The sequence below is a fragment of the Brevibacillus sp. AY1 genome (genome assembly GCF_029870785.1).
In the GTDB taxonomy this organism is placed as follows: domain Bacteria; phylum Bacillota; class Bacilli; order Brevibacillales; family Brevibacillaceae; genus Brevibacillus; species Brevibacillus invocatus.
In genome coordinates, this window is the sequence record NZ_JAFLPN010000061.1 from 1 (window position 1) to 14,354 (window position 14,354).

A 14,354-nucleotide genomic window follows, 5' to 3' on the forward strand; every position below is an offset into this window, starting at 1 on the left:
TTTAAAAAAGGATAAAGAAGAGATTGGGGCAGTCTGTATATTTTTAAGATGAGCAATTATGAAATTGATTCAATCATAAACAATATCATTCTTTTCAAAATCGAAGAGCATCATATAACCTTCATCTAAATTTTCTTCAACTAGGCCACATGTGAACCCATGTTTCGATTTTAAATTATTGTAATGTTCTTGAATCATATCCTTTGTTGATGATGTACTCACAGATGCCTCGCCCTCCCCTTCTAAATAAAAACGATAGTTCATTAACTCTTTTTCATTTTATAAATCTGCCTAAATTCATCCCTAATCAATGAATATTTAATAAGTCTGCTAAGAAAATGTTTAAATGATTGAGAATCAACAGTTAATTCTTTAGAGTTGTCAAACTCACCTAAAAAAATCCTATTTTCATCATCAATTAGTTCTGGTGCTTTTTGTTTCACAAAATTGATTACTTCATGCCTCTTTACAGAACCAAGTCTCCCAACTGTTAAAGCGCCACTGTGCCATATCTTAAATTTTTCACCAGATACTGTCATATAATTATCTAAATTCAGTTCTAATGCAAAATGACTGATTTCGTAGTCATCAATAGCTACATTTAGTGTTGTATGACCTTTTCTGTTACCAAAAACAGGATCATTTACTGACTTTAATGTCCCCATAATAGATATACTAATTAACTGATTATTTCCGCCATCGTCTTCTATAATGAAATATCGATATGATCCAGGGAAATTTCCACCTGCTACATTACCATAAGACGTGAATCGATTGCCCCCATCTTTAATTAGTTTAATATCTCCGATATATTGCGGTTCTAAAGTAATTGAATCATCTTGGACACAACCAATTAAATTCACAATAAATCCAAGTAACTGTTTATTATTCTCAAAAGTACCTTCACCAACCCAAGCACAATCCACAAAGCTTGCTATTACTTCATTCGACCAAATCTCCTCAAATTTAGGCCTTTTCCATGATTCCATTGGTGAAGTATCAACTACTAAATTATTCTCTAACAGATCCTTGTACGTAGGTAGTTGTAATAAACTGTAATAAGACTTTTCCTCATTATTCCAGCCTAAGAATTCTAGCTCTGTTCCATTTGTGACTACAATATTCCCTGCCAACACGATATCGTCATAATCCATCACTTGATCATACACTTCATCAATTAATGGAACGCCTTTTGCCTTGCACTCAATTATTAATATGGGTATGTCTCTTTGATTGTCATAGACGATAATATCTGCCCTACCTTTTGCACCTCTTTTAAAATATGTCATAGGCACTTCTACCTCAATTGCATCTAATGGTACGCCCAACTCTATATTTATGAACTGTATAAAACTTTGCCGTACAATCTCTTCTGGAGTGATTTGAATCAACTTTTTTCTGAGAGGATCAAGAAAACAACCTTGAGAATTTCTTTTATAGATATCTGGCAGTTGATACTTGTCTAACTCTATGTGGTGTAGCATGAAATAACTCCTTTACAAATCACCGTTTTAATCTTTGTTTTCTTCATCAGTTATATCTTGTGTACCTCCACCAAATGACCATCCATTGCTTTCAACAAACTGAATGAATTTATCCATAAAATCATCATGTGTTTCTGAATCCTGAATCTCAACAACTCCGTTAACTTGAATGTGTCTACTCATAGTGGTATCACTCCTCATGAATTCTTCATTTTTTAGTAAGCAATTCTGGCTGCATCTTCTCCGAAAAATCTAGAGCGTTTTTGTGGTCTTCAGTAAAAAAATAACTACCATTTCGCTCTTTATTCGTAATAACTTTTTGTTTGAAATGATACTCTTTTACTTCATAGCACGATACTTTGTGCACACAGTTTTTAGATAGATTTTTATCAGTAATTGTAATAAAGCCATTGCCATTTTGTTTATAAACTTTAAATTGATCGATTGAGGTTATCTTCTGCATTTGTGATCCCCTCCACATTTTCAGTTAAAAACCATCCTTTATCTAACTGTAATCTCATATGTTCCGTCCCATTTACCGTTTGGATAAGTACCGTTCATAAAAATAGGCATATTAATCGGTACTTTATCCCCATCCTTAGCTCGTACATATTGCGAACCAGTCCCTGCAACTTCACCATTTCCATTATAAAGAACTACATCAATCGTTGTACCCATGAAACCAGCCTTTGTTAACTCTGCTGTACCAATTATCTTCGAACCCATACCGTTAATCTGTATATTAACATTGCTTTAATTCGCACTAACTGGGGTGGCTGCTTGTTGTTGATAATATTGTTTCTGTTGAATGGTTTGCTGGGCAAGAACTGCCTGTAGTTCAGCATCTTGTTTTTGCGTCTGTTCCATACTGATCCAACCAAGGTTAGAGTCAAATCGCTCTGTTTCATTTGTGAAGAGATTAGTTCTGTATGTGTGGCTTCCAATCTTCTCTTGCTTCCATTGATTCATCCAAGCGTAAGTACCAATTCCGAACAATAAGACACTCGATATCACCACGAGACTGATCTTCTTCATATAGCCCCCTCTTAATCGCGAAGTTGATTAAGATTCACCCATTTAATCTTGGCATAATGCCCAAACTCTTCAACTTCAAATCCATGTCTCTTATAAAAATGAACCAGTCTATCTCCGTGATCACTCAAATCCTCTGGGGTCAAGTCACCAGTAATTTGCTTCTTATTATGTTGAACTGCATTAGTCTTCAACAGTTCCATCAATAATGATCCATAACCCTTATTTGCATCTTTATTGCGAACTTTGATGTCCAAAATGAAAAGTGATTCATCTTGACGCTCTATTGCAGCAATACTAACGTGGTTGTAGGAATTGTCTGAACTAATGATAGTTGCTACTATGTAAAATGGGTCATATTCATATCCGTGAAGAATAATAAACTCATTAGCCTTATTAAGCAGGGTTTTGTAGATGATTGAATCTCGTTCAATAATACGTTTTTCGACTAGATGATCCTTTAGTTCTTGTTTTGAGAGTTGCTGAATATGACTCCAATCAACAACTTCTCGAACTAGAAACGGGGGAATTGATTTAATGTTCTCATCATCTTCAACAACCTCAAATCCAAACTCATTATCTTTAAATAAGTCATCCAAACTAACTCCACACATTGTCGGCTTTTTCGTCATCTATGAAACTCCCCATTCATTCAGCCTTGCGATATTCAAATAACCCGTCATCAATAGCTGATTTGTAATTAGATCTATTCCCATATTCAACGTCTTTGTTGTGGTAAACCTTGAAACCCAATCTAAATAACGCACTATTATAGAAATCACTGTGCCATTTGTAACCCCATTGATCATTGCGTACATTGGTAAATAGCGCTAAATCTACTAAGCTTCTAGCCAATACTAGTTTCCCACTATTTCGAATTACATAAAAATTGTGTTTAGAAGGGTTAAATTCTGTATACTTATTATCCGGATTACACTCGAATCTCTTTCTCACCTGCTCAAAGAAGTCATCATTTGATAAAAGTGCCAATATGCTATCCCGAGACAATATACAATCTTTTATAGAAATCGAATCAGGATACCTAGAATAATCATACATAGTTTTCATACCTTTCTAGCAATATTCAAAAGTCAATGCAAATCTATACTTACAATTGTACCAAATATTACTAATACTTTCGACATAGTTCTGAGATCGTCTGTTGGCGTTTTCAGGACTTGTTGCAGTGGAAAAGGATAGGGATAGGTAATTAGTGATGGGGTGTGTAGGAGCGTTGTGGAGGGTTTAAATTGGGTGTTCTTAACTAGAAAATTGAATAGGTAATCAATTGACTTTATCCTATAATTTCCCTTTAAAGACCCCTACACTTATTAATAGTAAGGAGTGATATTATTGGCTACTGGGTTTGTCAAAAAGGACAAGCAAAGAGATTCCTGGTATTACGAAGCAACATTAGAAGTAGATGAGAAAGGGAAGAGGATTCGGAAGAAGAAACGATTTGATACCAAGAAAGAGGCTCAACAAGCATTAGCCGACTTATTAAATGCTGCAAACAAAGGCGAATACGTTGAACCATCTAAGGTACTATACAAGAACTATCTAAGTGATTGGCTTGATTCAAAAAAAATCAGCGTCAGAGAAAGCACATGGAAAAGTTACAGTGACTGGGTACGTCTGCACATCATTCCAGCATTGGGTGAACTAGAGATTTCAAAGATAACTCCCCAACGTGTTGAAAAATTTATGCTTGATTTAAGTAAGAACAATTACGCTGGTTCCACTATGCAAAAAATATACACTATCATAAAAGATTCACTTAACAAAGCAGAACGCTGGCAAATGATAGACCAAAAGCTACTAAAGAAGAGATGCATGTATGGGACAACGAACAGTCATTGTCATTTCTGAAACATGCAAAGTCAGATAGACTCTATATCACGTTTTTATTGGCTCTTACAACTGGAATGAGGCAAGGGGAAATTTTGGGGTTAAGATGGAAGGATGTTGACTTAGAAAATGGGATTGTCTCTGTAAAACAAACACTATCTCATGATGGGCAGAGATTTTCCCCATTGCCTAAAACTGCAGCAGGTAGAAGATATTACTGTACCATCAGAGGTGATAAGCGATTTAGTAAAACATAAATCAATGATTTCAAGCGAGAAAAAAGCATGTGGTAGCGGTTATAAAGACAACAACCTTGTAGTCTGTACAACTTTGGGTACTCCACAATCACCTAGAAATCTCAACAGGACATTTCAACGTTTACCATAATCAGTTGATGTCCCAAAAATCCAATTTCATGATCTACGACATACCCATGCTACACTTTTATTAGTGCAAGGTGTAAATCCTAAAGTCGTAAGTGAACGTCTTGGACACGCCACAATCAAAATAACTTTGGACACTTATACTCATGTTTTACCGAGTTTACAAAAAGATGTTGCAGAAGAGTTTGGTAAGAGCTTTTTTAAGTCGGCATTTTGATGAATTGTCTTGCCACCCATCTATTAATAATGCCACCCAAAAACGAATCCCACCCATTTGCCACCCCATGCTTAGAAAATGGAGGATGTGAGCATTGGTTTATTCGACACATAAATGAAGGAAAACCCTTATGGGATAAGGGTTTTCACTGATAAATCGTATGGTGATCCGGACTGGGTTCGAACCAGCGACCCCCACCCTGTCAAGAATACTTAAACGAAATGTTGTCGTATCAATGACTGGGCTTGCAATTGATATATCAAACCACTTACTTCCAGTATCAATTACCATAAATATATAGTAGTCGAAAAAAGAAGTCAAGTGGTCGCATAAAAATCAACTAAATCAACGACTTCATCTGTATTCTGTACCAAGAAAAAACTGATGGATCACTGTTTAAAGTCGCCTTCAACTGAACATATCCACTGTTTGCATTATTATTTTTCACTGTACAACTCGTTCCACTTTGACTTGTTACTGTTGCCAATGTAGTTGTTGATGATTGATTATCTGCATACAAACTCCACGTTACAGGTTGACTACCATCTGTGATTAATGTTGACCCAACCCGAACCTCAGCATTGTATGTCTTACTTTGCCCATTCTTAATTTCAGTAGGTATGCTATTTGTTGAAGTAATCGTTACTGAAAAAGAGGCAGGTATTTCTTCAACAGTCAATAAAATTGTATCCTTCACTTCTGTCTTATCTGCCAATTGAGCAGTAATAGTTACCGATCCTGTATTCCTTGCAGTAATAAGCCCATTTTCATCAACTGTAGCGATATTAGAATCACTCGAACTAAACACAACCGTTTTATCGGTCACCACTTGCCCATTTAAAGTAACTGATACATTCAATTCCAATGTGCTATCCTTCTGAATGGTTGTATCAGTATTCGTTATATCCAATGCATAGACATAACTTCCTGCATCAGCAATTTCATTTTCAATATCATCAACGGCTTCATTAAACTGATCCTGCTTACACCACAAAATCAGCAAGCCCTTCTGTGTTCTGTCGATACCTTCAACTGCCCATGCCCTGCCCATTTTAATGAAGCGTTGCCCTACAGTTATCAGCAATGTTTCTTGACTTTCTTGTAGCGTGACAAGGATTTTACTATTAGGCAAGGTCATATATTGGCCTGTTTCCACGTCAAATACTTTACCATCTACAATAGTAGGAAACGCCTTTACCATACCTTGGAAATTAAACTTAATTGAATAATCACTGACACGCATATACGCTCTGTAACGTCCATTACGCTGTCCGTTTACCTCAGACAGTATAATCCAATCCTCATTATTGTAATGGACAATATCGCCCCTAGAAATGGCTGTGAGAGTGCTTATTTTTTTGTCGTCTACATCGGTTGATAATGTCGAATTTGAAAAAATCGCTTTTACTGGTTGATTATTGATTAGAACATCTTGTCCTAGTGTGTCTAGGATATATTGATAATCGTCTGGATTGGATTGAAATATGTTAACCATTGGCTATACTCCTTTCTATAAAAGGTTATCCATTAACTCTCCCCTACATATTGAAGGAGAGTTAATTACTCAGTAAAGAGCATAAAAAAAGAGCCATTTGTATTGGCTGCTTTGGATTCTTCACTCTTCATTTTTCGGATTTTGTTTTCTAACTGGTCGATCCTTGCCATTAAGTTTTCATGGAATTGGCTTACCGTCTGATCATCGGAAGTGTAGTTTTTCATTAGTTGTGGCTGATTGGCAATGGATTCTAGAATACTTAACGCCGTTTCATAAATCATCCTTGTCTGCGCTTTATCAGTTGCATTATATGTATCATTGGCATTTAATCCATTTTCGGCTAAATAGACGGTTATTTCATCAGGTGAAAGTGTGATACCTTTGATTTCCATTTCCAATCTTGCTTTATTGTCCACGTTTGGTTCCTCCTTTAGAAATGTAAACACTCCTAGCCGTTGACTAGGAGTATTGATCATTATTCTGATGTTTGAATTGACGTTAATATGCCATTCTTAAAGTACAAATACTTTGTTCCTTGAGATTTTAGATCATAAACCCATTGTTCTTCTGTTCCCCAAGCATATTTAGAGACATTTTTTCTTGTTGGAAGTCCCCATGATAGCCAAACCATATCTTCATTCATTCCAACAAATACAGAATTCTTTTTAATGTGATCCCATACCTTATTTGACCATTTGTACGTTGTATACGGATTGGATAGTAAAAATCCAAAATGTACACTGTATTCATCATATGCTGTCAGATAATAAATCATGTCACCTGATTTAAGTTTCAAGGTAAAAAAAGTATCTTCTTTGATTTCTAATATCCACATGGGTGCAAATTTTTCAACATCTACATATTTACCATCTGCATCTTTCATGAGAGTGGTTCTAGTCCATATTGTTCTGCCCATGTAATCTTTTATCGCATTCTTAAACTGCTTTAATTTTTCGCTCTCTTGATTATTTACGACATTATTACCGTTGTTAGTCAGATTATATTTTTGCTCTAATTCCTTTTTCATCTTGTTATAACTGGCATAAGGATCAACTGCTATCAGTTGTGTTTTATCTATTTTTACGATATTTGCAATTGGCTCAAACTTAACCTCGTAATTAAATAACTGGGTAATAAGTGATGAAGGAACCATAAGCGTACCATTGACAACCTTGGGTGGAAAATCCATTAAGAAAGGTTTTCCATCTAGTTTTCCTAAATCTTTATTCGGGCTAATCTCAATTCTAATAGTGTCAAACTGATAACCTTTTAGGGTGCTTGTTGATTGATCCCATTCGACTTTAATATCTAAATTCTCAAAGACAGCTTTTGCTGGAATAAATATGGTACCACCATCTACTATTCCATTTTGTCCTTGTATTGCTTTATCATTTATCTTGACTGTAACATGTGGGTAATCCTCTGCTGTTCCGACATTCGCAAATCCTAATGCACTCAGGAGAAAACTAAAGACAAAGAAAAACTTTAATAGTCGGCTACGTTTCATAGATTATCCTCCATTAATATAAGCATTAGGCAACTGGCCTATTTATCTTGTTCTTAATGTCCTCAATCGTGTCCATCTTTTTATAGATTCCTGTTAGGAGTTCAATAATTTCTGCAAAACCATGCAAAACAATTGCCGCAAAAATTGAAGATACCCAAACATAAATAGCAACACTCCAACTGAACTCTCTTGTGATGTTTCCTGCTATAATTCCGGCAATGATGCCTACAACGACTTGGAAATTGGCAATATTCTTGATCCATTTCGCCTTGCTGTTCGAATAATAGTCAAACATAAAAAGAATCCTCCCTTATAGGTTATAGGAGAATTTTACCATAAGGGGAGGACTATATAATCAATTTTGGAAATTTTTCTAGTTTGTGGTCAGGAGTATAGAAAACGCTCAATAACCATTTATTTTTGTTAGTTTATTGTTCAAATCCAATTGTTTCATACTTTGCAAATATGATTAAGTTATTATATTCGTCTACAAATCTCTCAAGTATCAGATATTTAATTACTGCACCAGTACCATTATATTTATTCACTCTGTATGTAATATAATTATTCGCCAACATTAAATCTTTCCTGCTTACTGTATCATTATCTATCTGATATACAGTTCTAGGATGCTCAATGTCAATCAGAATAATTGAATCTCTATAATCACTTGCAATAGTAAACCAATTTACCTCAGGTAATACTGTATCCAATTTTTCGCCCACATTCATTCCTCCATCTCATTAAAATCCAATACCCATTACTATTATACTAGTTTCTATCGCTAACAAGGAAACATTTTCTATTTTCTCCGCGCGTGTGTAAAATGACATGCTACAGCACTTTTTATGCCATTAGGGGTATCGAACAATCTCAATAAAAACTTGATTTTATCACGTCTAAAACCGAACAATACACCAATATCCTTCTCTTTACACTTGCCTATAAGATAGGTTATAAGCAATTACCAGATATTAGGCGAAAAAAAGACCACAATCTCTAGGAGTTAGTGGTCAAGTTAGACACAATTAGCCAGAAATCAGGATCAAGTTGAATAATCAGCAGAAGGAACGCAAAATTTTTGAAATCTCACGTCCCCCTTGCCATTATTATTGCTTGTCTCACAAGATGAAACAGTTAGTATAACATGTGTGCGCGAGTGGATATTATCCCTTTCTACACAATCCCTTATAAATTCTATAATTATTTCCCATCATCATTTCCCGAATCATCTATTTCCTCATCATCTTCCTTACCTTTCTCGCCATCAAAAGTTCCACTTTTATTTCCCACTTCATCATCCTTCAATCGTCCCATTTCTTGCACCACATCTGTCGTATAAGGACTATGTTCCAAGATGCTTTCAATACTGATTGCTCCCATATCACTAAGCACTTTCAGATTATCAATTACCTCTTTAGCCGATTGCGGTCGAGCATACTGGAATACAATTCCTAAAGAATCAAAAGCATCATCACTAATCCGCTTACCTTTTAACTCCAACAACTTTCTAATCTTATCGAATCGTTGTTCCATTCCTTCACGCATATATTTCTCATTCATACTGGCTTTAATATCTGCCAATGAAAACAATAACTTAATGGATACCTCGGACAAATTCGAGATGTCCACTTTTCCCATTGAAACTCCAGGAACTTGGGACACGTCCAGCAGCGTAGTCATAAGCGTCTTATAAATTGTCTCAAACGATTTATAATCCAATTGGTTGCTGACCATCTTAAAGTCGCTGCCATCATCAAGGACAATACCAGCCCCCACAACATTAGTAGGCAGCCCATCCCCTTTTAACTGCTGTCCAATTACGACACTAATAGGATTATGATGTTTATGGAAGGAATCTGCAAACTTACTGAGTAAGTCCTCCATACTGTCAATGATCGTTACAATATCCTCTAAATCGCTTCTGCCTGTTGTACTATCCAATTCATTTTGATTCTTATAGATGATTGGCAAGCCACTCAGATTATTGTATTCACCTATCAATTGTAACTGGCTGCCCTTATTAGAAAACTTCTGTACCTTGTCTGGATAGTAAACCGTATAATAACTCACATTATCAGCCGTTGTATAGTGTTCAATAAACGCTATGTAATTATTCTCGTCATCATAAACTGGATATGAATCAGCAGGATCAATTAACTTTGACTTGATTTCCTTGTTCTCATCCAAGTAAATATATTCAAACGCTGTTCCGTATTTAGTAATTTGACTGAGTACATCAAAATCTACTCGGTCATACTTCCCTTTCTTATAAACCTTCTTGTATTCCTTAACCACACTATCTTGACCAGTCAATGTGATCGGATGAGAGAGCAAATATGATGTACTGAAATTCAATACGTTCTTAGCATACTGCAAAACAATCTTTCTTGGCTTAAACTCTTTGCCATTATACATATACGATGGTGCTTGAAGAATAACATGAGTACCCGACAAGTATTCTTTTATATCAACAATCTTATTGATTCTTTGCATATTGGCAACCGAATTGCATTCCTCAACAAACCATTCTGGATTACCGTCATGGTGCTCACGAATATATTGATCTATACTCATGGATTTACCTCCTTCATTGATGGGTTCATCGTGAACCTGTGTTTTAAACGTACCATTTCCCTGCTTTCATTCCTTGGATCGCTAGAGCTGCGGAAATAACCAAGTCATCATGGTAGCTGTCACCAGTACCACGCTTGTTTCCAAGTTTTCCATCTTGGTCAACAAAAATCTTCATTTGTTCAAGCGTCTGTTTGCACTCAATATTGATCATTCCAACTTCAAATTGTTCCTTGAAGTCAGAAATGAGAATTGCTTTGTTGGCTTTTGTTGTCTGCCAGCCAACTTTTAATCGTTTCTTTCCTTTTTGGTCAAAGGTCTTATGCTTGTACATGTTCAAGTAATTTTTCTCTTTCCTGATCCTCTCAATCAGTGGCAAGCCATAGGAATTGGACTCAATGACAAGAAAACTGAAATTATAGTATCGCGCCAATGAATCAACCACATCTGCAAACTTATAAACAGGTATTTCATTAGAGTAAAAACTTGCTACCTGTTGACCATCATCATCAAAAATACTGATCGTGGAGAAGTCAGAGTTCTTACCTCCACCACTTGCTGTATCTGCGCCCGTAAAATACCTTTTCCCTCGAATTGGAATAGCCCAAATAAAAAGCGACTTGCCCACGAAAGGTTTTAACACCTCCGGCAAATCGCTTAATTCATTATTTAGTAGTGGCTCATTCACAAATTGCAAACGCTCAACAATCTTATCCGTAGAGAATACAGATTCATTACTCGTCTGAAATGCTTGATCAGGCGTTGTAGGAAATTCACGATTCCATTTATCTGTGGAGTTTGTAGCAATGTAATACCGCCTAAACATCAATTGCCGTAATGTAGCACCGTACTTTTCAAACAATATCCGCTCATCATGTTCTAAGTCCTTTTCCCTTAACCTGTTGCCCTTGTTGTGGAGTTTATGCCATTCCTCAGCTTCATCGAATGATATTTTAAATTGTTTATGGTAAGCATCAGCCAACCAAGAATAAAACTTGGCATTCCATACGCTTTCCTTGCCACGATATGACTTTAGAAAAAGTTCAGCAAAATAGTTGTAGCCCATACCTGTCGATTCAATCCAAATCATTGCCGAATCATTCTTTGCTAATGCTGGAATGGCAGTTGATAAGATTTCTTCCTGTACATTATTGGGATATTTTCCCATCTCTGAAAAGTGTATAAATTCAAATGTGTTGCCCGAAATTGAGTCATCTCCATTCGCAGTAGCAATGATTATCCTTGAGCCATTGGATAGATACAATTCATCCCTATTGTTTAAACTGTCCTTCGGGAACAAATCGGGATATTTGTCATGTGGAAGATTCTTATACATTTTCTTGACCTTCACGAACAAACTTTTACTTACGCTATTGTGGTGTGTCATGATCATGTAACTTGTATCTGGCTTGGTTACTGCCGAATACAACATATACGCCAATGAGAGCGTAGTGAAACCTATTTGTCGTCCTTTGAGGATCACATTATATTTTTTCATTGTACCTATGTACTCGGATTGTTCCTTGTTCAAGACAAATGGAACTACATCACCGTTATTATCAACGATCTTAATGAAGTTCCTCGAAAATAATTCAAATGAACCCATTACCTTTTCAAGTTTTTGTTTCTTAGTTAATGCCAACACCGTTTCAACTCCTTCCAGACAAAATTAGAAAACTTGGCTACGCCAAGCTTTTGGCGGAGCCTTAGTTGCACTTATACTATCTTCCGCTAATCTTTTTAGCGCTTTAGCGCACTCAACACTTTCCGATAGTACAAAAAAGGCAGCCGATTACTCGACTACCCTACAACTCTAAATCGTCATCTTCTTCCTCTTGTTCAATACTATTCCCGAATGCCTTTAACGCTTGTTGCTTATGATGTTCAATCTCTTTTTGAAGTGTAAGCAATAATTTGACTGATTTCTCATCACCTTTGATTGCCTTGTCTCTCACGGCTTCGTACATGTCAATTAAATCCTGTGCGGTCTTTGTTGCCAAAACCATGCTAGCAATATGCTTAAACTCGTCTGTACGTTCCCATTTGTTAAAACTGTTCATCGTCTTTTTATTGACCGTCTTTAAAAATTGTTCCTCGGTCATAGTTTTATCCGTATCAAACCAAAGATTGAACTTGTATTTGACATATTGCGATTTTGACAACGGCAACTTGGCAATAACATCATAGATATTCATTACTGCACCGCCTTTAGTTGACGCTGCTCTCGCTCTTCATAACGCTCTATCAATGCGTCCAAACGTCCATTAATCTCTTTCATATCCACGTTCATAATCTGCTGCTCATCAATCACGATCCTCATTTTTTCGGCTAGGTTCTGTAGACGGATATTGTTTTCTTTCAATTCAACATTGATTTGCTTCATTTGTTCTAATGCTTGATTGATTTCAGTTTTCATATGATAAACCCTCCAGTTTTATTGTTTAATCCTGTAGAATTCCAAGTAATCCAATGCGTTATAAAATTAGTGTGTACGATATCACTAACAATAAGTATTATTATTACTTTGTAGCGTAGCGTAGGGTAATAAACTTTTAGCAATCCCATTTATATTTATATAATTATCCAACCTTAACCAATTGCTCAAATTGTCTACGTGGTAATACCTTTTTCAATTGACTATCATCATAGAAATATTGGAGTACACTTGAAAATGGAATAATTTCACTCATTGACATTTGATTAGCACTATCATTTTCAGATACCATTTTCAATGTCATTCGATATTGATTCGGCTTATGCTTATCACCTGCTACTTTTTGGTCACGTTTAACAATTTCAATTACTCCAAGTTCTGCAAGTTTATTTATTTGACGTTGAAGTGCTTGATCATATAAACCTGTTGCTTGGTGCATCTGCTCAAAGGTCATAAAAAATACGCCTTCCTCATTTGAGTGGCGTTTACTATGAATCAGCAAGGCATATGCAAGTAATTTTTGATTCTTCTCTGGGCAGTTCTGTATGATTGAATCAATTTCCTCAAATGTAACCGTCAAATCTCTTTTTATTGATGATAACTGGTAGTCATTTTGATATGTATATCTGACCACATTATCAATATCCTTGAAGCAATCCTTCAATGGGGTTGTATACGTATTAGTGTCCTGCTTCTGCATCCAGTCATATAGAATCTGTTTACATTCTTCTGGTTCAAGTCCTGAGTATTTTAGATATGATGCAAGCAATACAGTAACCTTGTTTCGGCTGCGCTTCACCTTCAAACCATTTTGTAAATAGTCAATAGCTATACTTGCAGTTGATTCTTCTGATTGTTCATATTGTGGTAATGGCTTATGTTGAGCAATAGCATCCTCTGTTTTGATAAATATATCCCTATCAATGTTATCCTTTGGGCGTTCATTAAGAATATCCAATATAACAGATGATTGGACTTTCTTAATGGACATAAGATATTTTTCGCTTTGCTTTTCAGTCATTACCTTTAGTCCATTTTCAACTAAGCAAAAACCACAATACTTCTTTGACTTCTGATGTTTGCCAAGTGGCAATTTAATGCCTTGTTTATCTGTTGGTCGATATTCAACTTTATTACCATCGTCAAAATATTGGCGAATATCTGCTTCATCGAGTACATGATTAAAGAATTTCTTTGCCTGTTCAATTGCAATTAAATCATCAAAGAATAGGTCAATATGATACCCTTTGTTACCGCTGAAACTTATGTAATAGTCATTAATTCCAAGATCATCAAATATCTTTGCAATTGAATCAATTTCATAATTGCTCATCTTAAAAATATACAGACTGCCCCAATCTCTTCTTTATCCTTTTTTAA

General features: G+C 35.8%; 16 protein-coding genes and 1 pseudogene. 1 reads left to right on the forward strand and 16 read right to left on the reverse strand.

Going from position 1 to position 14,354, the window contains the following annotated elements; genetic code table 11:
- Window positions 1-263: 263 nt before the first annotated feature.
- The 6 genes from JZI27_RS23450 to JZI27_RS23475 form a co-directional block, all read right to left on the reverse strand.
- Complete coding sequence (locus JZI27_RS23450; RefSeq protein ID WP_280209567.1) at window positions 264-1,484, reverse strand: type I restriction enzyme HsdR N-terminal domain-containing protein; 1,221 nt, start codon at window positions 1,482-1,484, stop codon at window positions 264-266.
- 27 nt (window positions 1,485-1,511) lie between these two features.
- Window positions 1,512-1,667 carry a hypothetical protein gene (locus JZI27_RS23455; RefSeq protein ID WP_280209568.1) on the reverse strand — a complete coding sequence of 52 codons (156 nt, stop codon included), beginning with the start codon at window positions 1,665-1,667 and terminating at the stop codon, window positions 1,512-1,514.
- Window positions 1,668-1,692: 25 nt separating this feature from the next.
- Window positions 1,693-1,947, reverse strand: a complete 255-nt coding sequence (locus JZI27_RS23460; protein WP_280209570.1) for a hypothetical protein — start codon at window positions 1,945-1,947, stop codon at window positions 1,693-1,695.
- Between the two features lie 38 nt (window positions 1,948-1,985).
- The gene (locus JZI27_RS23465) at window positions 1,986-2,162 is read right to left on the reverse strand and encodes a hypothetical protein (RefSeq protein WP_280209572.1); all 177 of its coding nucleotides are present in this window, start codon (window positions 2,160-2,162) and stop codon (window positions 1,986-1,988) included.
- Window positions 2,163-2,237: 75 nt separating this feature from the next.
- Window positions 2,238-2,519, reverse strand: coding sequence for a hypothetical protein (locus JZI27_RS23470; protein WP_280209573.1), 282 nt, complete (start codon window positions 2,517-2,519; stop codon window positions 2,238-2,240).
- Between the two features lie 11 nt (window positions 2,520-2,530).
- A complete protein-coding gene (locus JZI27_RS23475) occupies window positions 2,531-3,148 on the reverse strand; it encodes an N-acetyltransferase (RefSeq protein ID WP_280209574.1) in 618 nt (205 codons plus the stop codon).
- A gap of 721 nt (window positions 3,149-3,869) precedes the next feature.
- On the opposite strand from JZI27_RS23475, the pseudogene JZI27_RS25145 reads away from it, so the two are divergent.
- Window positions 3,870-4,964: pseudogene (locus tag JZI27_RS25145) on the forward strand (tyrosine-type recombinase/integrase).
- A 340-nt stretch (window positions 4,965-5,304) separates the two neighbouring features.
- Here JZI27_RS25145 and JZI27_RS23495 read toward each other — a convergent pair.
- The 10 genes from JZI27_RS23495 to JZI27_RS23540 form a co-directional block, all read right to left on the reverse strand.
- Window positions 5,305-6,459: an Ig-like domain-containing protein gene (locus tag JZI27_RS23495; RefSeq protein ID WP_280209578.1), complete on the reverse strand. Its 1,155-nt coding sequence runs from the start codon at window positions 6,457-6,459 to the stop codon at window positions 5,305-5,307.
- 65 nt (window positions 6,460-6,524) lie between these two features.
- A complete protein-coding gene (locus tag JZI27_RS23500; RefSeq protein WP_280209579.1) occupies window positions 6,525-6,875 on the reverse strand; it encodes a hypothetical protein in 351 nt (116 codons plus the stop codon).
- A 59-nt stretch (window positions 6,876-6,934) separates the two neighbouring features.
- Entirely contained in the window at window positions 6,935-7,966 is a 1,032-nt protein-coding gene (locus JZI27_RS23505) for a copper amine oxidase N-terminal domain-containing protein (protein ID WP_280209580.1), read from the reverse strand.
- Between the two features lie 25 nt (window positions 7,967-7,991).
- Window positions 7,992-8,261, reverse strand: coding sequence for a hypothetical protein (locus JZI27_RS23510; RefSeq protein WP_280209581.1), 270 nt, complete (start codon window positions 8,259-8,261; stop codon window positions 7,992-7,994).
- Window positions 8,262-8,394: 133 nt separating this feature from the next.
- Complete coding sequence (locus JZI27_RS23515) at window positions 8,395-8,691, reverse strand: hypothetical protein (RefSeq protein WP_280209582.1); 297 nt, start codon at window positions 8,689-8,691, stop codon at window positions 8,395-8,397.
- A 478-nt stretch (window positions 8,692-9,169) separates the two neighbouring features.
- Window positions 9,170-10,543: a phage portal protein gene (locus JZI27_RS23520; RefSeq protein WP_280209583.1), complete on the reverse strand. Its 1,374-nt coding sequence runs from the start codon at window positions 10,541-10,543 to the stop codon at window positions 9,170-9,172.
- Between the two features lie 43 nt (window positions 10,544-10,586).
- Window positions 10,587-12,185 carry a terminase large subunit gene (locus tag JZI27_RS23525; RefSeq protein ID WP_280209584.1) on the reverse strand — a complete coding sequence of 533 codons (1,599 nt, stop codon included), beginning with the start codon at window positions 12,183-12,185 and terminating at the stop codon, window positions 10,587-10,589.
- Between the two features lie 160 nt (window positions 12,186-12,345).
- The gene (locus tag JZI27_RS23530) at window positions 12,346-12,735 is read right to left on the reverse strand and encodes a hypothetical protein (protein WP_280209586.1); all 390 of its coding nucleotides are present in this window, start codon (window positions 12,733-12,735) and stop codon (window positions 12,346-12,348) included.
- Window positions 12,735-12,956, reverse strand: coding sequence for a hypothetical protein (locus JZI27_RS23535; protein ID WP_280209588.1), 222 nt, complete (start codon window positions 12,954-12,956; stop codon window positions 12,735-12,737). Before JZI27_RS23535 ends, JZI27_RS23530 begins: the two co-directional genes overlap by 1 nt.
- 163 nt (window positions 12,957-13,119) lie before the next feature.
- On the reverse strand, window positions 13,120-14,307 hold the full coding sequence (locus JZI27_RS23540) for a hypothetical protein (RefSeq protein WP_280209590.1): 1,188 nt from the start codon (window positions 14,305-14,307) through the stop codon (window positions 13,120-13,122).
- Between the last annotated feature and the right edge of the window lie 47 nt (window positions 14,308-14,354).